The sequence below is a fragment of the Dehalococcoidia bacterium genome, from assembly GCA_025054935.1.
In the GTDB taxonomy this organism is placed as follows: Bacteria; Chloroflexota; Dehalococcoidia; order SpSt-223; family SpSt-223; genus JANWZD01.
Genome location: JANWZD010000002.1, coordinates 183,458 through 205,973, shown reverse-complemented (window position 1 = coordinate 205,973; position 22,516 = coordinate 183,458). Strand labels below are relative to the sequence as shown.

Here is a 22,516-nt window from a genome sequence, read left to right as displayed (position 1 = left end):
GCTTAGCCCCTTCCCCTCGGACGCATTCTCCATTCGAGCGTGCGCGCAATTCCCTCGCGAAGCGAAACAGTCGGCCGGAAGCCGAGCAGCCGCTCACTCTCGCTAATCTCGGGCACTCGCCGCCGCGGGTCTTCGAAGCGGGCGCCGAACACCTCTTCGAACGGAACGAAGCAGACATTGTGCGGAACGCCCGCTATCTCCGCCACAAGGCGCGACACCTCGACGATCGACACCTCCTCCGTCGACCCGACGTTCAGGATCGCTCCCTCTGCCTCGGGAGCGACTGCAGCACGGATCGTGGCGAGCACGGTATCGTCAACGTAGAGGAAACAGCGGGTCTGACGGCCATCGCCGTGGATCGTCATCGGCTGTCCGCGCGCGACAGCGTCGCAGAAAGCGGCAAGGACGCCGGCGTAGCCCTCGGCATCTTGGCGAGGCCCATACGTGTTGAAATAGCGCAGGACCACCCCGCGCAGGCCATGCTCGCGATAGGCAAAGAGCAGATGCTCATCGAGCGCCTTCGCGGTCGCGTAGGCCCAGCGGTGAACGCGGGTCGAGCCGAGCACGCGGCGGCCGTCCGGCGCAAACGGCACCGCGTCGCTCACGCCGTACACTTCCGACGATGAGGCGAGAACGACCCGCGCCTGCGCGTCGAGCGCCGCCGCAAGCACCCGCTCCGTTCCCTCGACAATGACCTGCAGCGCGCGCAGCGGGTCGGCCACCACCCGGCGGACACCGACCACCGCCGCAAGGTGGAAGACCACCGAGCAGCCGTCCATCGCGCGCCGGACGAGAGCGGCATCCCGCACATCGCCTTCGTGCAGGAGGAGCCGGCGGTGCCCCGGCAGCCAGGCACGGCGGCCGGTCGAGAAGTCGTCGAGAACCACCACCTCCCATCCCTCGGCGAGGAGCCGCTCAACGAGATGAGAGCCGATAAAGCCGGCGCCGCCTGTCACCAGCGCCCGGCCGGAGCCGCCGAGGGTCACGGCACGCTCCTCAGAAGCCAAGGGCATGTTTCGATTGTATCAAAGGGGCGTTCCAGCTCATTCACCGTCGCGCTCGCTCTCAGCGGAAAAGGGAGCACGCCCCCGCCACCGGGCGCGCGCCGCCAGCACCTCGCGGTAGAGCGCTTTTATCCGCTCGATCATCGCTGTCTCGCTGAACTGCTGCTCGAGACGCCGGCGCGCCGCTTCGCCGAACCGCCTTCGCCGCACGGGGTCGTCGAGGATCACCCGAAGGGCAGCGGCGAGAGCGCGCGGGTCGCCCGGCGGGACCACGATCCCCGTCTCACCGTGAATGTTCACATAGGAGGTCCCAGTGCCGAGCTCCGTGGTGACGAGCGGCACTCCGCAGGCCATCGCCTCGATCAGCACGATCCCGAAGCTCTCTGCCCGCAGCGTCGACGGGAGCGCGAAGACATCTGCCGCATGATAGTGCGCCGCCACCTCTTCGTCCGACAGGCGCCCGCGGAACACAATGCGGTCGCGGTAGGGCATCGCATCCGCTCGGGCCCTCCACCGCGCTGCCTCCGGCCCGTCGCCGACGATCACGAGCGTGCCCGGCACCCAGCGCATTGCGTCGATCAGCGCGTCGACCCCCTTGTAATAGCGCAGCACCCCCACAAACAGCGTGATCGGGCCAGGCAGCGCAGCGCGGATCGCCGCCGCCTGCGCCCGCCGCGCCTCCGTGAGAGCGTAGCGCGCGGGATCGATCCCAAAAGGAACGAACCGGAGCTTGGCGCGCGCGGCGCGCAGAAACGGCGAGCTCGCCGCAGAGCGCGGGTTTGAGACGATAATCGCATCGGCACGCTCGAGAACACGCCGGAGCAAAGGACGATACAGCCGCAGCAGCCGCCGCTGCCGGACAATGTCGCTGTGATAGCTGATGAGCAGCGGAGCGCCCCGGCCTGCAAGCAGAGACGACACCTCGCCGACCGGATAGGGAAAGTGCAGATGGATCAGGTCAGGCCGCAGCCGCGACAGCTCCCAAGGAAGGGCGAGCGAGAGCGGCGTCGAGGCGGCCGTCGCGAGGCGCCCTGCTTTGATCACCTCAATGCCGTCGATCTCCTCCCGCACCGTCTTCCGCCCGGTATTCGTGACCAGCACCCGAACGCGGAAGGCCGGGTCGCGCGCGAGACCAGCGGCGAGGCGGCGCACATGGTTCTCGATCCCGCCGACAACCGGCCAGAAGTCCTTGTAGACATGCACGACGTCGATCGGGGGTGGGGTCACGGGAACGCGCTCCGCGCTGCCTCCCCACGCGCCGCCTCCCGATAGACGGCGAGCGTCTGGCGGGCGGCCGCTGCCCAGGAGAACTGTTTTGCGCGCGCTCGCCCGGCCGCGGCAAGCGCAGCGCGCAGCGCTCCATCCTCGACGATCCGCGTGATGGCGCGCGCCCAGCCCGCCTCATCGTCGGGGGGAACGAGCAGCGCAGCGTTGCCGACGACCTCCGGCAGTGCCATCGCCGTCGAGCAGACGACCGGCACGCCGAGCTGCATCGCTTCGAGGGGAGGCAAGCCGAAGCCTTCTGCGCGCGAGGGGAAGAGCAGCGCGAGCGCGCCCCGGTAGAGCGCCACCAACCGCTCCTCCGGGACCGGCCCGAGCATCAGGACACGGCCGGCGAGACCGAGCGCCGCGATCGTCTCCGCCGTGGCGCGATGGCGTGGGTCGGCAGGTCCGGCGATGACGAGCGGCACCGTCACCCGGCTTGCCGCATAGGCGCGCACGACGAGAGGAAGGTTCTTCAACGGCTTGTCGGCGCCAACGAAAAGGAGGTATGGCGGCGGCGGCCAGTTCGGGTCACGCTCGGCGGCGGCTCGAGCGAGCAGCTGGTCGGCAGCGTGATGCACGACCGCCACCCGGTCGGCCAGCCCGCGCGCGACGAGATCGTCGGCGACCCACTGCGACACCGCAATCACCCGCCGCGCCGACCGCGCGGCCGCGGCGAGAAGGAAGGGCGTGACCAGCCGGGCGAGCCGGCTCGGCAGAATCTCAGGATGGTGCAGCGGGATCAGGTCGTGGATCGTCAGGACCACCGGCGTCCGCACGCCGAGCGGGGAGAGAAAGTACGGGGCGTGCAGCAGGTCGAAGCGCCCGCGGTCGATAGCGCGCGCCGCCCGCAGCTGCCCCCGCAGCGAGAAGATCGGCGCATCAAGCGGCACAACGACGCACCGCTCGCCCGCGAGCGCAAAGGGGTCATGGCGCCCTCCCCGCGCCGCCGGGTCGGCGAACAGCGTGAGACGAAGCGCCGGCTCCGCCTCGAGCAGGGCAGGGATCAGTCCGGCCAAGTAGCGGCCGATCCCGGGAAAGCGATCGGAAAGCGGCCGGGCATCGATAGCGACATTCACCTGTGAAACTCGCGCCCTCTGCCGCAAGTATAGGCCGACGCAACCGCGCCGGCTTTCATTCGTTGACCAGGCAGACGACCAGAATGCGGGGAAGAGCGGCGGCCCATCCGGTATAATCCGCGCCGCTCGCGCTTGGGGTGTCCGCCCGATGCCAGAGCGCAGTGGCCGGTCTCGCCGCGTCCTGATCACGGCTAAAACGGAGGATCGATGCCTCGTGTCCTACCCTCCCTCCTGCTCGCAGCAGCCGTGGCGCTCAGCTCCGTCATGAGCGTGCCGCGCCCGGCCTGGGCAACCGATACGCAGGGGCCGCCGATCTACCAGACGAGACCGGGGGTCTTTACGCGGCTGCCGACTGACGGCGGGCCGTCGCTCGCTCCGGGCAACCCGAGCGAATCGGGCAACCAAGGCGACTGCGCCAACGCCTACGCCCCGACGGTGCTCTACCAGCCGAATTCAACCTTTCCGCGGATGGGTCCCGGCGGCGGCCCGGCACCGTACAACTTCTTGATGTACTACACCGGCGAATGCCCGGATACAGGCAACACGAACTCGAACATGAACATGGCCATTTCGGGCGACGGGATTGTCTGGGGCAAGTATGTGATCGGCGGCGACTGCGCCGGCTGCGAAAACCCGGTGATGGACCCCCGGGCCGGCCGCTTCGACAGCCGCGTGATTGCGCCGTCGGTGATCGACGACCGAGCGAGCGACTGCCGCTGCTATCGGGTGCTCTACGAAGGGCGCAGGAACAACGTCTCCCAGATCGGCCTCGCCACCACCACCACCCTCGTCGACTTTCAGCCGACCGACCGCGACCCCGGCGCAATCCGCCCGGACGACCCCGTCATCCGCCGCGGCCTCTTTCCCTACATGGCCGCCGAGGTCGGCGACCCCACCTGGCTGAAAGACGGCAATGTCTATAAAGTCTGGTTCACGGCGGTCGATAGCGAGGGACGCACATCCATCGGCTATGGGGAATCGCTCGACGGCGGCTTGACTTGGAACATTCGGAATCGCCCCGTCCTAGAGCGCGGCGGTCCCGGCGCTCCCGACTCGAATTTCGTCGGCGAGCCGATGGTGATCAAAGACCGCAACGGGATCTTCCGAATGTGGTATCGCGGCGACGACTCCGCCAACACCAGCCGCATCCTCTATGCCACCTCAACCGACGGCGTGAACTGGACCAAGTACGGCTTCAACGGGGGCGTCGTGATGACGCTGCCGAACGACGCTGTTCTCGACGGCAACGCCTACGACCCCGCGGTGGTGGAGGATGAATTCGGCAACTGGTGGATGTGGTTCGTCGGGCGGCAGCGGCCGAACAACTTCCTCATCTTCATGGCGTTCAACCCGCGGCCGGTCTTGAACGAGGTGACGCCAGGGTCGACGACTGTGAGCGGACAGGGAACGCCGCAGACCCCAGTGACTGTCTCCTACGTCGACACCGGTCAAGTGATCGCCAGCGGGACGGTCGATGCCAACGGCAACTTCTCTTTCACGGTGCCTCCCATCCAAGCGGGGCGGGCTCTGGTCGCGAGGGTGGACGGGCGCACCTCGAACGTGGTTGGCCAGCAGGGACCGCCGCCGGCCTCCCGCCAGATCGAGGCGGTGAGCGTCATCATTCGCTGCTCGACGTGCCCCACACCGCCTCCCAGCGGGCAGGGAACTTGGCGTCAGGTGTTCTCCGGCAGCACCTTGCGCGGTATCTCGATGCTGTCGAGCAACGAGGGCTTTGCTGTCGGCAATGGGGGAACGGCGCTTCGAGGCGGTATCAACGGCTGGCTCCTCACCGCGGCAGGAACCTCCGAGACGCTGCATTCGGTCTTCGCCGTCGCCCCGAACCTCGCGCTTGCCGTCGGCAGCAACGGCACCGCCAAGCGCTGGAATGGGAGCGCGTGGAGCGATGCACCGCTTCCCGCGCCGCTTCCCGGCGTCGATCTCTTCGGCGTCAGCCTCCACAGCGCGACCCGAGGATGGATGGTGGATAGTCTCGGCCGCGCTTACCCGTGGAACGGCACGGGCTTCCTTGGCGCGAGCACGCTCTCTGCGGTCGGGTCGCCGATCCGCGGCGTGCATTCGCTCGCCGATACCGTCGCGCTCGCCGTCTCCGGCAATGCGGATGCAACGGTCGACCCGGGCGACAACTCGATCTTTCAGTGGACCGGGATTGTCTGGCAGCCCGTCGCGACCGCGCTCGTGCCGCTGAACGGGGTGGCAGGGGTGCTGTCCGGCGCGACGCTCGGGCAAGCGTATGCCGTCGGCGATGCAGGCGTAATCATGCGCTTCAACGGCGCTTCGTGGAGCCAGATCCCTTCGCCGACCGGCAACCGGCTGAACGCGGTTGCGCTCCTCTCCGCAACTGAAGGCTGGGCCGTCGGCGACAACTTGACGATCCTGCGTCTCTCCGGCGGCACGTGGACGCTCTACACGGGGATCGGGTCGGTCTCGCCGCCGAACGCGAACCTGCGCTCGGTCTGGATCCTGAACGCGAACGAGGCGTGGGCCGCCGGCGACGGCGTCATTCTGCGCTACACGGTGCCGTAACGTAAAGAAGAGAAGAGCGCGTTCCCCTGCCTGACCGTCTCCCCCCAGTGCGGGAGCGGCCGCTGCTGCCGGTGCACCCTGCAGAAACAGCCGACGAGACAAGGATGAGCGGCCAGCCGATTGTGTTCTCGCCGCAAAGCGGGCACAATACGCGCGTTGGGATGAGCTTGAGGTCGATCAGCCGCCGGGGCTGCCTCCTCCTCGCGCCGCCAGCGCTCCTGGGCGCGCTCGGGATCAGCGCGCTTTGGCCCGCCGCGCGCGACCGGGCAGGCCGAACGCTGGCGTGGTACCAGGACACCGCGCCCCCAACGGTGACAATCCGCGTCCCCGAGCGACCGGTTCGCGGCGTCGCGGTCGTCGTTGTCGAAGTCGCTGACGCGCACGATTGGACAATCGAGTCGATCGACCTCGACGGGACGCCGCTGCCGGCAGCGGCAGGCGAACACTGGATCGACACCGCTGCTCTCCCCGACGGAGCGCACGTTGTCACCGTGCGCGCGCGCGACCGCTCTGCAGCCGCGAACGAGACAATCGCTCAGGCTTCTTTTGTCAGCCGGAACTCAGGCCCGCGCCTCGACCTCGACCCGCGCTCGACCCAGGTCGGCCAAGGGCAGACCCTCGTGGTGCGGGTGCGGACAGACGTGCCGGCAGAGGTGCGGGGAACGCTCGACGGCTGGCCGCTTCACTTCGTCGCCGATGGGCTGCTCAATTGGGCGCTCGCCGGCTTCGACGCGATGACGCGTCCCGGCCGGCTGCGGCTTGCGCTTGCGGCAGTCGATGAGCTCGGCAACCGGAGCGAGGCCGCATTCGACGTCGCCGTCACCCCCGTCCGCTATCCCAACGAAGAGGTGTGGCTCCCGCCCGCGACAAGCGGACTGATCGGGTCGAACGTCAACGCCCAGGAGATCGCGCGGCTCGACCGAATTTTTGCCGGCATCTCCCCGGTCAAGCGGTGGGAGGGGCCGTTCCTCGTTCCCGTGCCCCATCCGATTGTGTCGGAGTTCGCCACCGGGCGCAGCTACAATGGGGGCCCCATCACCAGCCGCCACTGGGGAACCGATTTCGACTGTCCCGTCGGGACCCCGGTTGCTGCTGCCGCCGCGGGAACAGTCGTCCTTGCCGACACGCTGGCAGTGCGCGGGCTCGCCGTCATTCTCGACCACGGCCTCGGGGTGTTCAGCTGCTACTACCACCTGAGCCGGGCCGATGTCCGCCTCGGGCAAGCGGTCGATCGGGGCACCCGGATTGGACTGAGCGGCGCGAGCGGCGCGGTCACGGGGCCGCATCTCCACTGGGAGGTGCGCGTTCGGGGCGAAGCGGTCGACCCGATGGCGTGGACTCGAACGACCATCCCCTAGCGCGGCAGGTTCAGCTGGGTCTAATACGTGTTATTACCAATATCTTGTGGCTATCTGCTAGCTTGTTCGCAATATCTTGGGAAGCAGGCAGGCAAATTGCTTGACTTCTTGGCAAGAATGGGTACGATCCATTGTCGTCGGTTGCGGGAGAAAGAGGACGTTCTGACAATGCCACGCAAGGGCCGGGGTCGCGAGGATGTTGGGCGCCCAGCCAGGGAAGCGCTCGCCCAGGAGTTGGCGCGCGCTTCCGAGGAGATCGCTTCTCTTTCCGACGCCGAGCGCCAGCGTCTCTATCAGCTGATCCGCGCTGCCAGCGAGGTGCCGCTCTCCGATGCCGAGACCGAGCGCATCGCCGCAATCCTCTGGGCGGACCGGGGCGCAGGGGTCTTCGCGAGCCTCGAAGCCGGCTTTAAGCTGTTTCACCTCGCTGAGGAAGAGCCCCCTTCGCGGCGGCGCAAGCGCCGCTCGATCGCGTCGCTCTCTGCCGGAGAACGCCAAGCGCTTCTTGCCGCCCTGCTCGCGAACCGGCATGTCCCGCCCGAAACGCCCCCCCCGCCGGAGTGACGGCTTTCTTCTTTCTCGCGAGCGCGCCCGGGTTCGTTCCTGCCGGAAGCTGTGGGAGCCGCTGCTCGCCTAGTCGCGGCCGCGCACCGCGATGAATACCTCGGTGCCGAGATCGACTTCGGTCCCCGGCGCGGGCGTGCTGCTCAGAACGCAGCCAACGCAGACTTGGCTCAGCACCGACTCGGGCAGGTCACGCCGTGTCTGATAGTTGACATAGGGCGCATTGCGCAACCGCGCCTGCTCAATGGCCCGTTTTGCCTCCTCCTCGCGCATGCCGACAACATTGGGCACCCGGGTCCGCTCGCGCCCGAGGCTGTAGGTAATGGTTACCCGCGAACCGCGCGGTACCCTCTCGCCTGCGCGGGGGGTTTGGAGGAGCACGGTGTCGCGGGCAACGGCGCTGTTCCATTCCCCGATTTCGACCACCTCGAACCCCGCCTCCTCCAAGCGTTTCTTGGCGTCGGCGAGCAGGAGATTTTGCACCGCAGGCACTTCGATCAGCTCAGGGCCTCTCGACACCACCAGTTCTACCGTCGAGCCTGCGGCGGCGAGGCGTCCCGCCGGGGGAGCGGTGCGGATCACCCGGCCGGCTGGAACCGTCGGATGAAACTCCTGGGCCCCCTCCCGAACCTCGAACCCCGCTTGGCGGAGCGCCGTTCGCGCCGCCGCGGCGTCCATCCCCTCGACGGCCGGAACGCGCACTTGCGGAATGGCGGTAGGGGTAGGAGGAGCGGGGGTGGCAGTTCGTGTCGGCAGCGCAACGGGCGCCGCCGCGCCTAGCTGGTGGCGATTGGCAACAGCAAGCAGCCCAAGCGCAAAGAGGAAGGCGGCGACCAAGACGCCGAGCGCTGCCCACAGCCAGAGACACCCGCCGCCGCGCTCGCCGTCGGCGGCCGCAGCGGCAACGACAGGCACAGCAGCGACGGTCCGGGCATCAGCGGCATCCACTGGCTGAGCCACCGGAGCGTAGCGCTCGGTGTCGCTGAGGGCGCCGCTGCGGATGGCCGCAAGCGCGGCCGCGAACTCGGCGCCCGTGCGGAAGCGTTCCGCAGGGTTCTTAGCAAGCGCTCGGAGGAGGACGCGCTCGAGAGCGGCGGGGAGAGCGGGATTGAAGGCGCGCGGCGGCGGAACCGGCTGACGCGCGTGGGCGAGCGCCGTGGCGATGGGCGTATCGGCGCTGAACGGGACCCGGCCGGTCAGCATCTCGTAGAGGACGACGCCGAGCGCATAGACATCGCTAGCGGGCGTCGCCTCGTGGCCGAGCGCTCGCTCGGGGGCAAGATAGTGAACGGTGCCGAACACTTCGTGGCTTGATGACAGTCCCGCTTCGCCGATCGAGCGGGCGATCCCGAAGTCGGAGAGGAGCGCTCGGCGGGCGGAAGGGCTGGCGCTCCCGAGAGGATTCGTCAGCAGAATATTTGCTGGTTTGACATCGCGGTGGACAATGCCGTTGAGATGGGCGTAGGCCAGCGCCTCAGCGACCTGCTGGGCATAGGCAACCGCCTCGGCAATCGGCAACGGCCCCCGGCGCGCAATCTCCTCGCGCAGCGTTGGCCCCTCGACCAGCTGCATGACGAGAAACGGCCGCCCTCCCTGCTCACCGACGTCATAGACCGCGACAATGTTGGGATGGGAGAGCCGGCCCGCCGCGCGCGCCTCGCGGAGAAACCGCTCGCGGAAGAGAGGGTCCTCGGCATACTGGTCGCGCGGCATCTTGATCGCGACCACCCGGCCGAGTGCCTCATCCGTCGCTCGGAAGACCTGCGCCATGCCCCCGGCGCCGATTTCTCGTTCGAGACGGTAGCGGCCACCGAGCAAGACGCCGAGCATTGCGTCTCAATCTTAGCACGGCGCTCGGCTGCTCGAATGAAGATGCTGCCTTCGTTCGCGCGGCGCCGACCTGCCGGGCGAACGAGGAGTGCGCCCGCCGTGGAAGCAGATGCCGGGCCACGCCGCCACGCAGCTTCACCAGCGCGCCCGCCGCCCCTCTGCCGCGTCCCGCTCGCTCCAGCGACACGGTATCCCAAGCGCAGGGCGGCTGCAGGAGAACAGCCGGGTGAGGATGGTCACGGCCGCAGACGCGGGGCACCTCACAGCCGCCCCCGCAGGGAAAGCGATGCTAGGCGGTTGTCGCCATCGGCAAGTCGATCTGCTGGCGCTCGATCGCATGGCGGATAATCCGCGCCGTCTCTTCATCGGGCCCGTAGAGCGGCAACCGGCATTCGCCGACCGGAAACCCCGCGACGCCGAGGGCATATTTCACCGGAACCGGGTTTCCGACCACAAAGAGCGCCTTGACGAGAGGCAGGAGGCGGCGATGGATCGCCGCGGCACGGGCATTCTGGCCGGCGAGAAACGCGTGGATCATCTCCTGGATCTGGCGTCCGACGAGATGAGAGGCGACACTGATCACGCCGTAGCCGCCAACCGCCAAGATCGGCAGGGTCAGATTGTCATCACCACTCCAAACGCGGAACTCTGGTCCTGCCGCTTCGATGATCGTGGCGATCTGCTCGAGGTCGCCGCTGGCTTCCTTGATGCCGACAATGTTGGCGAACTGGCGGAGGCGGAGCACCGTGCTCGGCAGCAGGTTTGAGCCCGTGCGGCCGGGAACGTTGTAGAGGATGCAGGGGAGCGTCGTCGCCGAGGCGATCGCTGCGAAGTGGCGGTACATTCCTTCTTGGGTCGGCTTGTTGTAGGGCGGCACCACGAGGAGGAATCCGTCGACCCCCAGGTGAGCGGCTTCCCGCGTCAGTTCGACACTTTCGGCAGTGTTGTAGGTGGAGGTGCCGGCGATAACCGCCGTCTCCGGGCCAACCGCGGCGCGCACGATCTCGTAGAGACGGAGCTTTTCGCGATGGGACAGGGTGGGCGACTCGCCGGTGGTGCCGGTGACGACGAGGCCGTCGGAACCGCTTGCGACGAGGGCCTGCGCCAGTTGGGCCGTCCGCTTTTCGTCGATCGACCCGTCGGGGGAAAAGGGAGTGACCATCGCCGTCAGCACTCTGCCAATGGTGGCCATCGTTACCTCCAACGGAATGCGTCCTTGCCGCGCGGGTCGCGGCTGCCGCCTAGCTGCCTAGCCCCAGCAGGGGCGCAAGGCCGTAGACAAAATCGTTCCGGCCAACGATCGCCTTAATGGCGAGCATGACCCCCGGTAAATATGCCTCACGGCTCGTCGTGTCGTGTGCAATCGTGAGATACTGGCCCAAGGCGCCAAAGATCACCTCTTGGCGCGCGACTACCCCTGGCAGCCGCAAACTGTGGATCGAGACGCCAGCGTAATGGGCGCCGCGGCTGCCGAGGATTGTCTCCTTCTCCGGGATAGCGCGGAGGAACTCGCGCCCGCGCGCTGCCACCATGTGCTGCGCCGTCGCGAGGGCGGTGCCTGACGGCGCATCCTGCTTGGTCTCATGATGCGCTTCAATGACCTCGACGGCGTCGAAATAGCGGGCAGCAATCGCGGCGAAATGCATCATCAGCACCGCGCCGAGGGCAAAGTTCGGAACGACTGCCGCGCCGACCCCGCGCGCCGCCGCGGCGTCGCGGATCTCCGCGACCATCGCCTCGGTCAGCCCGCTTGTCCCGACCACGGGCGAGGCGCCCGCCTCTAGGGCGGCGTGAACCACCCCAAGCGTCGCCGAGGCGGTAGAAAAGTCGACGACGACCCGCGGACGCACACTGCGGACGAGGGCGAACGGGTCAGCTGACCACGGGAGAGCGCTCCCGGCGGGCGGGGGCGCGATGTCGATCCCGCCGACCAGTTCCAGCTCCGGGTCTCGGGCGACTGCCGCACAGATTTCCCGTCCCATCTTCCCCGCCGCGCCAGAGACGACCACGCGCACTCGTTCCGGCATTCTCCCCTCCTTCGCTGCTGCGAGTATAGCCGGGTGATAGAATCGTGCCGAGCGGGAGCATGAGCGAGTCTTCGATCAAACGCGACCTCGACCTCCTCGCCGAGCGGCACGGGCCGCTTGAGGTGGCGGTGATCGCTGCGCCGGAACAGTTTGTCCCCGAGCCCGGGGTTCGGCGCCTTGCGGGAGCGTGGGCGATCGAACTGGGCGTCGTTTCGATGAAGCAGCCGCGCAGCGAAGCGGGCGACGGCCTCGAGAACATCGGCGCCCTCACGCTCGTCCTGACGCACCAGACAGCAGCAGCGCTGCACAGCTTTTTGACCGGCCTGCTCGAGCCGGGCAGCCGCAAGCGCCGGCCGGCGCCAGAAACGCTCCTGCCGATGGTCGACCCGCCGCCGGAGCCGTCTAGCCGATGATCGCGGCACGGAGCGCCGCCTCATAGACCAGCCGAAGAACGACCGTCACCAAAAACACCAGCACGCCCGCGCCGAGTATCGCTTCCGGGGTCGCCCAGCGCCGGGGAGCGCGTCGGTCATCGAGTTGTCGGAAGACAACATACATGAAGGCGACCAGCGCCAGCTTGATCGCCAGGAGCACCACGTACTCGATTGAGACCCGCGGGTCGGTGAGCCGGTCGACGGTGATAATCACTCCGGTGACAACGACGACAAGAATGCAGGTAGCAGTCACCTCGCGGAAACGGCGCGCGATCAGGGCGCGCACTTCTGCCGAGCGCTGTTTGACGCCGGCATCAGCCCAGACGTGATTCAGCACCAACCAATAGAAGAGCCCCCCGCCGATCCAGCCGACCGCGGCGAGGACATGGAGCCACCGGATCGCCGCGCGGAAGAGGTCGACCGCCGTCACGGCGCGCTGTCTCCCGTTCGGGAGCAGGAAAAGAAGCGCATCGCGACAAGGGGCTTAGCGGCTCGCCAGCTCCGCCGCGGGCGCCGAAACGCGCTCAGATTCGTCGCCGCTGTACCGGATTTCGGAGATCGCCGCCAACTTGCGCAGGTCGTGACTGGCGAAGATCCGGCGAACCGTGCCGGAGCGGCTCCGCATGACGATCGACTCTGTCGTCAGCCGCTTCCCGCGATAGCGCACGCCGTGGACGAGCTCACCGTCAGTAATGCCGGTTGCCGCGAAGAAGATGTCATCTCCCGCGACTAGATCGTCGATATGGAACACCCGGCTTGGGGAGAAGCCGGCCGCCTCGGCAGCGCGCGCCTCTTCGTCGTTGCGGGGCGCGAACCGGCACTGCATATCGCCGCCCAAGCACTTCAGAGCGGCCGCCGCGATCACCGCCTCCGGTGCGCCGCCGATCCCAAGGAGCATATCGATGCCGCTGAACTCCTCCATCGCCGCCATGATCGCCCCGGCGACGTCGCCGTCGGTAATCAGCTTCAATCGCGCTCCGGCGGCACGCACCTCACTGATGATCTGCTGATGGCGCGGCCGGTCCAGAATGACGACGGTCAATTCCTGCACTGCCTTTCCCGTCGCCCGCGCCACTGCTTTGAGATTGGCCGCGACCGGCGCCGTGATGTCGATCACGCCTTTCGCTTCCGCTCCTACCGCGATCTTGTCCATGTAGACGATCTCGCGCGGCACGCGCAGCATCGTCCCGCGCTCAGAGAGCGCGACAACCGAGAGCGCATTCGGCAATCCATTGGCAAGCAGCCGGGTACCGTCGATCGGGTCGACCGCAACGTCGGTCAGCGGGCCGCGCCCGTTGCCGATCTCCTCGCCGATATAGAGCATCGGCGCTTCGTCTTTCTCGCCCTCGCCGATGACGACGACGCCATCCATGTCCACCGAGCTGAGGACGTAGCGCATCGCGTCCACTGCCGCTTGGTCGGCCGCGTCTTTATCGCCCCGCCCCATAAATCGGGCTGCAGCCATCGCGGCCGCCTCGGTGACGCGCACAAGCTCCATCGCGAGGTTGCGCTGGATTGGTTCGGCCATCGGTCATCCTCCCACAGATCGACCCCAGTGTCGATCGGACTGCTTTGCTCCCGTCTGACCAGCGGGACGCGCAGGATTGTATCACGCTCACTTCAGCGGGTTGTCGGCGCGTTCGACGGGGTCAGCCGGAGCCGCGCCACTGCCTCCTTGTCGACGGCGGCGCGAGTAAACGGCAAAGGATGGTCACGCACTGCCAGCCAGTCGTCGAGCTGGTCGGCATAGTAGGGGCTGAAGGGCGCGCCCGACTGGCCGCCGGGCAGGACCGCTCGCGAGCGGTCCCAGTCGGCAAGGTCAAAAATCTGGCGGACAGCCGGCGTTGCCGCCGAGGCACCGTAGCGGTCGCTGGGCGCGAGCGCCGACTGAAACACCGTCGACTGATCGCCGCCGAGCGGAAACGGACCGCGGTTCAGCAGCCGCGCCACGCCCGGCATCACCCCGAGCGGGTGGCGCACGTGGAGCACGTGCAGCCGGCCCCACGCCCAGCGCTCAGGACCCCCGAGGGTCGCCTCCAGTTCCTCGACAGCAGCAGCGAGCACGCGAGAGGCGCGCTCGGGCCAGCTCGCCTCTTTTCGCCACTGCTCGACCATCCCGAGGATGATCGTTCGGTTCCGGTAGGAATAGCTGTTGAACGGAGCTGCAACATGGGGGCCGAAGCCGAGCCAGAGCGGCGCGAGCTCGCCGAATTCCGCATCGGCATGCTCATCGATCAGCCGGCGCAGCGCAACTTGGGCCACTGCCGCCGCGGCGCTCTCGGGGAGCAGCTGGCCGTCCCATTCGCGAAGCAGGGCGAGCGCGTGTGCTTCGAGCGCCCGGCGCGGCCGCGCCGCCAGCAAGGCCTCGGCGAAGCGGTGGAGGGGCGCAGAATACCAGTCAGCGAGAAGACGACGAAAACTGTCGATCGAATGCCGCTCGGTCTCCGCGAGCAGTGCGACAATCCGCTCATAGCGGCTGGAGTCGAACATATCGAAGCCGAGGAAGGGGTAGCCGGGGCCTGGCGGCTGGTTGGCGGAGACAACCTGTCCTTCCGGCGGGTCGAATTGGCTGGGCAGCTCATCGAACGAAACCCAGCCTTCCCAGCCGGGGCTGTCGGCGGCATGGAGGGGCAGCACCCCGCTCCCTTCGCCGCGGCGCGGATGGAAGCCGGCGAGCTGGTAGCCGATATGCCCGTCAACGTCGGCATAGATGAAGTTGAGCGGCGGGTAGGTCCACCAGCGGAGGGCGGCGCGAAAGCTCTCCCAATCCCGCGCGAGGTTCAGCCCCAGCAGCGCCGGCATGGTGTTCGGCTCGCTCACGAGAACCGAGCTTGAAAGAGCGAGCGGGGGCAGGTCGCCATCAAGCACCGTGGAGATGATCGGTCCCCGGTCGGTCGAGAGGGCGCGGACCACCACCTCCGGCGCGCCCCGAACGCGGATCCGCTCGACACGAACTTCCGCCTGCCGCCACTCACGGCCGCGGCGGTAGCGCCCGTCGAGGTCGAACTCCTCGATGAACAGGTCTTGGCAGTCGGTCAGCGCCGCGGTCACCGACCAAGCGATCCGCTGGTTATGGCCGAGCAGGATCCCAGGAACGCCGGGCATCGACGCGCCGATAACGTCGAGGTCGCCGCCCTGAACATGGCTCAGATGCAGGCTTGGGGGAAGGCTAGCACGCAGATGCGGGTCGCCGGAGAGCAGGGGATGACCGGTGACGCTCCGAGCGCCTGAGACCGCCCAGGCGTTGCTCAGGCCGAGCGCCGGCACAAAGAGCGACTCCTCCGGCCGCCGCTCCGGCTGCTCATTCGCCCAGACCTTCCGGCCGCTGTAGCGCATCGCCAACTGCCAGCGCGCGAGTTCAGACTCCCAGTTCATTGTCAGGCTGGTGGAGAGCAGCCGCGTGAGCGCAAGCGAGTCAACCGGCTGCCACGGCTCGATGCGGTAGCGCAGGAGGAACGTCTCGATCGGCGGCGGGAGCATCGCGCGTGCCGCATTCACTCCGGCCGCGTACGCCTCAAGATAGCGCCGCCATTCGGGCGGCGTGCGGTTCCATTCGGCCTCAGCGACAGCCTGCAAGCCGAGCGTGCGGTAGTAGCGGTCGATCTCGACGGTGGGCGGGCCGATAACCTCTGACAGCCGCCCTGCCGCGGCACGGCGCGCCAGGTCCATCTGAAAGAGCCGGTCCTGCGCGTGGACGAAGCCGAGGCCGAAGAGCGCATCCGCAATCGACGCGGCACGGACATGCGGGGTCCACCAGCGGTCGCGCACGATCTCCACCGGCGCGCTGATCCCGCTGACCACCCGCGGCAGGGCGCGGCGCCGTTCGATGGCGCGGCGCGCGCCGATGTAGCCGAGCGGAGCGGCAACCGCCGCGCCGAGAAGAAAGGAGAGCAACGGGAAGTACACCGCTCTGGTGATCACCTCTCCGCCGGCCGCGCAAACTGCGCGCCCTCACCGGTCCTGAGAGCGATTATACTGGCGCGAGGCGTCGCTCCAAGAACGCGCTCGCTGCGTGCGGTGTCTCATGAGGGAGCCGATCATGCTGACTGACACCCTCCCCCTGCATCGCCCCATCGCCTTTCTTGACCTTGAGACAACGGGGATCTCCACCGCACACTCTCGGATCGTCGAGATCGCCCTCTTCCTTGTCCACCCGGACGGGCGCGAGGAGCAAAACGTCTTCCGGGTCAACCCCGGCATTCCCATCCCCGCCGACGCAGTGCGCGTTCACGGGATCTCCGACCGCGATGTCATCGGTCACCCGCAGTTCAGCGCGCTGGCTCCCACCGTCGAGGCGCTGCTGCGCGGCTGCGACCTCGCCGGCTTTAACATCATTCGCTACGACCTGCCGATCCTGACCAAAGAATTTCAGCGCAGCGGTAGAACGTTTCCCCTCGCAGGGCGCGCCCTGATCGACGTTATGACGCTCTTTCACCAGCGGGATGGCGCCCAGCTTCAGAAGCGCAACCTCGCCGCCGCAGTTCGGCACTACTGCGGCCGGGAGCACGTCGGCGCCCACTCGGCGTTGGCCGATGCGCGCGCAACTGCAGAAGTGCTGCGCCGCATGCTCCAACGGCACCGTGATCTGCCGCGCGATGTCGGCCTGCTGCACGCCTACTGCCGTGCTGCGAGAGGATAGCCGGCCAGCGCACCCCTCGACGGCGGCGCCGGCAGGACCGCCGAGCGCCGGCCGATCCCAGCAGCGCGACAGTCTCGCTTCGGACGACGGATGCTCAGCAGAATTTCAGTGCTCTGGCGCACGCTGGGCGTTCGCGTTCCGCCGCCGGGGTCTGCGCCGCGGAGGGCCGATCCTCGCCGCCCGAGGCGGCGGAGGGTCATTCGAAACGCACGGTGCCGATTTCCACATAATCATCCCCGCTCGGCAGCCGGAGACGAGTGCCTGTGCGAGGGTCATAGAGGCCGACGATGAGGCGGTATGGCCCCGCCGGAACGTCCGGCCGCGGAGTGAGGGCGATTTCATCCACGATCACTTCGCCCGGCAGCCAGCTTGAGGTAAGCGCCGCGCCGCCGAGGGGGGGAAGGTCGCGCTGGGCAACGATCCGCCCGGCCGCATCCAGCGCTTGGAGAAAGACGGTGTAGCTCGTCTCGGTCCGTCCGGCAGCGCGCCAGACGAGGGTGACCTGCGCCGGCCTGCCCTCAGCAATGGCTGCGGCGACAAGCTCGGCGACGTCGCCAAGGCGCGCGCCGAACGGCTGGCCAAGACGCGGAACATCGTACCGTCGTTGCCGTCCTTCCACCCGCACTTCAGCGAGAGGATGCCATCCCTGCCCCGCCGACACTTCCAGCGTGCCGATCCCCTCGACGCCGGCGGGGATCGGCAGTTCGCGAGGATCGCGGACCAGCTCGCCAGCGCGCCACTCCCGCAGGGGGTAGCGCCCGCCGAGCGGTTCACCCGCCGTCATCGCGGCAACGGGTCCTTCTTTCATCACCAGCCGCAGGGCGATTGTCCCTGCCGGCGCGGAAGAGCGCGCCCGCCAGACGAGGGTGGGACGGAGCGTCTCGCCCTCGCGCACCTCGAACTGCCCAAAATCGGCCCCTACCAGCCACAGTCCCGGCGCGAGCTCTCGGCCGACCGGGAGCAGCACTTTCGGGTCGGCAAGGCCGATGCCGCGGCGAACGGTCAGCTCGCCGACCGGAAGGCGCCACGCCCGCCCGGCGGCGGTCTCGAACTCTATCGCGCTGCCGCCGGGGAAGTAGGCGCCGAGCTCAACCCGGTAGTCGCCGGGCGGTGTGCCGGGCGGGATGCGAAACGCGCGCGGGTCTGGAGTCCACTGCCCTCGGCGCCAGGCGGCGGCGGTCCACGCCGGGCCGACTGCAGGATCGTCCTGCTGCGCCCAAATCCGGCCCTCCTCATCGACCAGGGCAAGATAGGCGCGCAGCGGGCGATCGACCGGCGCGTCAGGACGCCAAGCGATCGCCACGCGCGCGGAGCCGCCGGCCGTCACATCGCCGCGCACGGGGCGATATCCCGCCGTCAGCGGGCCGTCGGTCGCCGCAGCGCGTTCGGGAGGCGCCTCGCCGACAATCCAGCCCTGAACGCGAATGTTGCTTGGGCCGCGAAAGACGACATCCTCAAACGGGCGACCGTGGTCGGTCAGCCACTGGCGGATCTGTCCCCGGGGGTCGGTGACAGTATCGTAGCCGCGCAGCACCCAGAGCCGGGCGTGGCGAGCGGCGATGCGCTGAAGAGCAGCTTCAGTCTCTGCCCACGTCGTCGAGTAGAAATCGGCGCGCGGGTCACCGCCGCCGAGGCCCGGCGGGCCATCAATCGTTCCCGTCTGGTAGACAATCGCTCCCTCGGTCGGGGGCGGGCTGTCGGTGAGGCGGCCGCGCCAGCCGATGGGATGCGGCCAGTAGTGGACGAAGGGAGCATAGATATAGCCGGCATTCATGAGCAGCGCGTCGCCCGGCTGCCAGCGCTCCGCGAGATAGGCGACGGCAGCGCGGTAGTCGTCAGGCGCGATCCGGTCGTCGGTGTGATAGGCGTGCACGGCGCTTGCCGAGCCGAGCAGAAGAGCCGCCAGCGCCGCCGCGCCCAGCGGGGGCGCCGCGGCAAGCAGGCGCGCCATCCCCACGCCGACCACCACGCTCACCGGGAGGCTGAAGGGGAAGAGGTAGCGCGGATGATAGAGCGGGGTGACGAAGGAGACTGCCACGATCAGGAGAACCGGTCCCGCGACGGCGGCGAGCATGAGGAAAACCGGCATGCGGCCGGCGGTCGGGCTCACCGTGCCGAGCGCAGCAAGGACCAGCCCGACGACAAGCAGCGTGAGGGGGATCTGCGGCGTCGCCAGCTGCCCGGCCGCGAAGACCGCGACACTCTCCAGCAGCGCCGCGTCGGGCGGAACGAAGTCGCGCCACGGCGGCACCGCCGGCGCAAGCGCGTGCCGCACCGCGATCGGCAGCCACGGCAGGTAGAGCAGCAGCACCAGCACTTGAGCGATCAGCCAGCGGCGCGGCGTCCACTGCCCAAGCAGCCGCCGCTTCACGACGAACGCTCCCAGCATGACTAGGTTAAGCGTGACCAGCAGAAAAGCGAGGTAATAGAGGACGAAGAGGCCAGCGGCTGCGGCCGCGACGTAGAGAGCGCTATCGCGACGCTCGCCCCGCCCCGCGGCGGCGAGAACGAGCAGCCCTAAGAAGGCGGCGAGGGTGTACATCCGCACTTCTTGGGAGTACCAGATTTGGAAGGGATTGACGGCAGCAGCCAGTCCGGCCAAGAGCCCTGCCCCGTCGCCAAACCAGCGCCGGGCGAGCGCGATGACGAGCGCAACCGAGAGCAGACCGAAGACGAGCGAGAAAAATGCGAGAGCAACGTCGCTCCGTCCCGCTGCCTGCATCCACCCATGAAGCAAGAGATAGTAGAGCGGAGGATGGATATCGCGGGCGGTATGCGCGATGAGCTCGGGAAGCGGTTCGCTCGCGACGAAGGCGCTGAACCCTTCGTCATACCAGAGACTGGACGCGCCGAGATTGTAGAAGCGCGCAGCTGCAGCCAGCAGCAGCACCCCAACTGCGCCGAGCAGGAAGGTGCCGGGAGCGGCAACTGCCGGCACGGCCGCTCGGCGGAGACGCCGCGCCGGGACGCTCATCATGGCTCAAACCGGAGCGGCCCGAGATCGACCGCGTCGCCGCGAGGAGAGAGGAGACGGCGACCGGTCACGGGGTCATACATCCCCACGACGAGCCGAAGCTGCTCGGGCGGAAGGCCGGCAGGGAGCGGAACACGGTGACGGTCGATGATGTACTCGTTCGGCACCCAGCCCGTCGTTGGGGCGGTGCCGTCTGCCGGCTGGCCGTCGTGCTGGGCCACGATCCGGTTCATTGCAACGAGATGGACAAAGACACTGTAGTCCCTGTCGAGCGGGCCGGCCGAGCGCCAGTAGAGCGTGATCTCGGCGCGCTGTTCCGGCGCACTGCCCACGCGTTTCGCCGTCCAGCCAAGCAGCTCCGGCCCTCCGACGAAGCGGACAGCCGTTCGATTGGGAGGCGGCGCCGGCAGCTGGAACAGCCGCTGGCGGCCGACGACTTCAATCGACCCGAGGACATGGCGCGTTCCTTCGCCGAGCGAGATCCGAAGCTGATAGCGCCCATCGGGCAGGTCGGGCGGGAGCCGAAACGTCTCGCGGTCGCGCACGATCTCGCCGGGCTGCCAGCGAACCGTGGTGTAGCGTCCGCCAAGCGGCGCGCTGCCGAGCGGCACCGTTCGGCCCTCGCCGAGCAGCTCTGCCGTCAGGGTGAGCGAGGAAGCCATCTCGCGCTCGCTGCGCCAGAGGGTTTCCAGCGGCAACTGCCCCCCCGGCGGCACCGACCCTTTCGGCAGGCGCTGGCCAATTAGGGTGACACCGCTGAAGCGCGCGAACGCTGGGTCAAGGTCGAGCCGAGCGCGGGTGTAGCCGCCAGGGCGGGGGTCGAGAAACTGAGGGCCAAGGCGCACCTCGCGGACACTCTGGGGCGCCACCCTCCCTTCGCCTGCCGCCTGATAGAGCCCGCCAACGAGGATGTAGTCGCCGGGGGGCGTGCCGAGCGGCAGCGGGAGGTCGTGGACGTCGGCGACGATGGTGCCCGGTCTCCACAGGGGCGCGGGATACGCTCCGCGAACCGGCCGGCTATCCGACTGGGCCCAGCGCTCGCCAGAGGGCTCCTGGAGGTGGACAAAGGTGACGAGGTCTTGGGCAATCGGCGCGCTTGCCCGCCAGAAGAGGGTCACGCGCACCGACCGAGCGGCGGGACGAAGGTCTGACGGCCCCCCCGGGCCGAGGCCATAGCCGAAAATGATCTCGCTGGTGTAACCGAGCAGTTCGATCTCGCCGAGAAGCCGGTTGACCGGCCGCACCCCTGGCGGCAGGGTCTCCGCGGGCAGACGCTCGACAGCGATTAGCGGGCCGACGCCGCTGAGATGGTAGCGCTCAGCCAGTCCGGAAAGAGGCCGCGTCACGTACACCTCGCGGCCTTCGTCGAGCGCAGCTTGAACAGCAGCAAGCCGCGCTTCTTCCCGGTCGGCAAAGCGGACGGCGATGTCCGGGCGCGCTCCGACAGCAGTTTGGAGGTAGCGGAACAGCGACGCTTCGCCGAGCAATGCGATGATGGCGCTGCTCGCCGGCAACGGCTGGGCGAGGGCGTCGAGCCCGTACGCGCGCGCGGTCAGTTCGCTGCTCAGGTCAACATCGTCGTAGTTCGCGATCACCGCGCTCGCTGGCGCCACCACGAGCGCGGCGAGCACGATGCCGCCTCCGGCGCGAGCAATCGCCCGCCACGGCATGCTCCAGCGGAGGACGACATTCGCGAGGCCGCGCCCGAGCGCGACCCCGCCAACGCCCGCCGCCGCAGCGAGCGGAAGCAAGGAGGGCAGCGCAAAAACCTCAGGGTCGGCAACGCGGTAGAGGAGCGCGAAGAGCGCTGTCGGGACATACCACGCCCCAAGCAGCAGCGCGAGCGGCCACGAGCGCGCGAGCAGCCAGCCGAAGCCGAGCGCGGCCAAGATGAGGCCGAGCGGCGTCAACTGGCTGATCACAAGCTGCGCATACGCAAGGAGCGGGTTGCCCGGACGCGCGAGCGGGTTCTCCCCGAGAAAGCCGCCGTAGACCGCGCCGGTCACCCACCCAAGGAAGGTGGGGAGGTCGTTGCGGTAGGTTCCGTCGATTGAGCCGACCGAGGCTCGAAGCGGGAGGTAGAGATAGAGCAGCAGCCCAAGAGCGAGCGGCCACCATGTTCGCAGGAGCACGCTCGGGCACCACCGGCGAGGAGGAGGGAGCGCGCCGGCCGCCGCCGCCGCGAGCGCAAGGGCAGGCAGGAGGAGGACGAAGGTGCGGTGATGCGCAAGGCCCAGCCCAACTGCAAACGCGACCCAGCTCCAGCCCCGGCCGCAGCGGAGAGCGCGAAGGGTAGCGAGGACAGCGAAGAGCGCAAGCGCCGCCGCCAAGGTGTACACCTCGGCGACGATCGCCTGCGACCAGAACACACTCGAGCCGGCAAGCAGCAGCGCGCCGACCGCTGCCCCCACGCGGTCGCTCGCCCGCCGCGAGCCGACAGCGAGGACGAGGATGAGCACTGCCATTCCGCCGACGGCCGCCGCGCCGGCGACAGCCGAGAGGAGATTGACACGGTAGGCGAGCTCGCCTACCGGCAGAAGGGCAAAGAGCCCCAGCAAAAGCGCATAGAGCGGATAGCCCGTTGGGTGGAGGATGGCGAACTGGTGGGCAGCAAGGGGAAACTCGAGCGTGTCATCGAAGAGGGCGACGACCGAGGGCGCGAGGGTCTGGCGGTAGAGCAGAAACGCCGCGACTGCGAGGAAGGCCGCCGTGATCCAGTCGCCGACGCTGAGCGCAGCAGGCGGCTGAGACCGCTGCAAGCGCCCTGGGAACCTCGTCAGCATGCGGGGAGTATCAACGC

The 22,516-nt window shown here is 68.4% G+C and carries 16 protein-coding genes; 5 read left to right on the top strand and 11 right to left on the bottom strand.

Annotation, left to right across the window (positions count from 1 at the left end):
* Positions 1-2 precede the first annotated feature (2 nt).
* The 3 genes from NZ773_03800 to NZ773_03790 are packed head-to-tail and all read right to left on the bottom strand — an operon-like array spanning position 3 to position 3,346.
* Entirely contained in the window at positions 3-1,013 is a 1,011-nt protein-coding gene (locus tag NZ773_03800; protein MCS6801052.1) for an NAD-dependent epimerase/dehydratase family protein, read from the bottom strand.
* A 30-nt stretch (positions 1,014-1,043) separates the two neighbouring features.
* Positions 1,044-2,231 (bottom strand): glycosyltransferase, encoded by a 1,188-nt coding sequence (locus tag NZ773_03795; GenBank protein MCS6801051.1) that lies wholly within the window; start codon positions 2,229-2,231, stop codon positions 1,044-1,046.
* A complete protein-coding gene (locus tag NZ773_03790; protein ID MCS6801050.1) occupies positions 2,228-3,346 on the bottom strand; it encodes a glycosyltransferase family 4 protein in 1,119 nt (372 codons plus the stop codon). Before NZ773_03790 ends, NZ773_03795 begins: the two co-directional genes overlap by 4 nt.
* Positions 3,347-3,553: 207 nt before the next feature.
* On the opposite strand from NZ773_03790, the gene NZ773_03785 reads away from it, so the two are divergent.
* The 3 genes from NZ773_03785 to NZ773_03775 all read left to right on the top strand — a co-directional run bounded on the left by NZ773_03785 (position 3,554) and on the right by NZ773_03775 (position 7,812).
* Complete coding sequence (locus NZ773_03785) at positions 3,554-5,890, top strand: Ig-like domain-containing protein (protein ID MCS6801049.1); 2,337 nt, start codon at positions 3,554-3,556, stop codon at positions 5,888-5,890.
* 104 nt (positions 5,891-5,994) lie between these two features.
* Positions 5,995-7,248 (top strand): M23 family metallopeptidase, encoded by a 1,254-nt coding sequence (locus NZ773_03780; protein ID MCS6801048.1) that lies wholly within the window; start codon positions 5,995-5,997, stop codon positions 7,246-7,248.
* Positions 7,249-7,482: 234 nt separating this feature from the next.
* Positions 7,483-7,812, top strand: a complete 330-nt coding sequence (locus NZ773_03775) for a hypothetical protein (GenBank protein MCS6801047.1) — start codon at positions 7,483-7,485, stop codon at positions 7,810-7,812.
* Positions 7,813-7,881: 69 nt separating this feature from the next.
* On the opposite strand, the gene pknB is transcribed toward NZ773_03775, so the two are convergent.
* The 3 genes from pknB to dapB form a co-directional block, all read right to left on the bottom strand.
* Complete coding sequence (pknB, locus tag NZ773_03770) at positions 7,882-9,642, bottom strand: Stk1 family PASTA domain-containing Ser/Thr kinase (protein MCS6801046.1); 1,761 nt, start codon at positions 9,640-9,642, stop codon at positions 7,882-7,884.
* A gap of 289 nt (positions 9,643-9,931) precedes the next feature.
* A complete protein-coding gene (gene dapA / locus NZ773_03765; GenBank protein MCS6801045.1) occupies positions 9,932-10,834 on the bottom strand; it encodes a 4-hydroxy-tetrahydrodipicolinate synthase in 903 nt (300 codons plus the stop codon).
* Positions 10,835-10,883: 49 nt separating this feature from the next.
* Positions 10,884-11,669: a 4-hydroxy-tetrahydrodipicolinate reductase gene (dapB, locus tag NZ773_03760; protein ID MCS6801044.1), complete on the bottom strand. Its 786-nt coding sequence runs from the start codon at positions 11,667-11,669 to the stop codon at positions 10,884-10,886.
* Between the two features lie 59 nt (positions 11,670-11,728).
* Here dapB and NZ773_03755 point away from each other — a divergent pair, with 59 nt between their 5' ends.
* Positions 11,729-12,082: a hypothetical protein gene (locus tag NZ773_03755; protein ID MCS6801043.1), complete on the top strand. Its 354-nt coding sequence runs from the start codon at positions 11,729-11,731 to the stop codon at positions 12,080-12,082.
* Here the strand turns inward: NZ773_03755 and NZ773_03750 are convergent.
* From NZ773_03750 to NZ773_03740, 3 genes are all read right to left on the bottom strand, one after another.
* Positions 12,072-12,533 (bottom strand): hypothetical protein, encoded by a 462-nt coding sequence (locus tag NZ773_03750; GenBank protein MCS6801042.1) that lies wholly within the window; start codon positions 12,531-12,533, stop codon positions 12,072-12,074. The genes NZ773_03755 and NZ773_03750 overlap by 11 nt on opposite strands.
* A 54-nt stretch (positions 12,534-12,587) precedes the next feature.
* Positions 12,588-13,631: a class II fructose-bisphosphatase gene (gene glpX / locus NZ773_03745; GenBank protein MCS6801041.1), complete on the bottom strand. Its 1,044-nt coding sequence runs from the start codon at positions 13,629-13,631 to the stop codon at positions 12,588-12,590.
* Positions 13,632-13,723: 92 nt separating this feature from the next.
* On the bottom strand, positions 13,724-16,024 hold the full coding sequence (locus tag NZ773_03740; GenBank protein MCS6801040.1) for a penicillin acylase family protein: 2,301 nt from the start codon (positions 16,022-16,024) through the stop codon (positions 13,724-13,726).
* Between the two features lie 118 nt (positions 16,025-16,142).
* Between NZ773_03740 and NZ773_03735 the strand changes: the two genes are divergently transcribed.
* Positions 16,143-16,742, top strand: a complete 600-nt coding sequence (locus NZ773_03735) for a 3'-5' exonuclease (GenBank protein ID MCS6801039.1) — start codon at positions 16,143-16,145, stop codon at positions 16,740-16,742.
* Between the two features lie 196 nt (positions 16,743-16,938).
* Here NZ773_03735 and NZ773_03730 read toward each other — a convergent pair whose 3' ends face one another.
* Both NZ773_03730 and NZ773_03725 read right to left on the bottom strand, forming a co-directional pair.
* Entirely contained in the window at positions 16,939-19,719 is a 2,781-nt protein-coding gene (locus NZ773_03730; GenBank protein MCS6801038.1) for a glycosyltransferase family 39 protein, read from the bottom strand.
* Complete coding sequence (locus NZ773_03725; GenBank protein MCS6801037.1) at positions 19,716-22,499, bottom strand: DUF2723 domain-containing protein; 2,784 nt, start codon at positions 22,497-22,499, stop codon at positions 19,716-19,718. Before NZ773_03725 ends, NZ773_03730 begins: the two co-directional genes overlap by 4 nt.
* Positions 22,500-22,516: the final 17 nt, after the last annotated feature.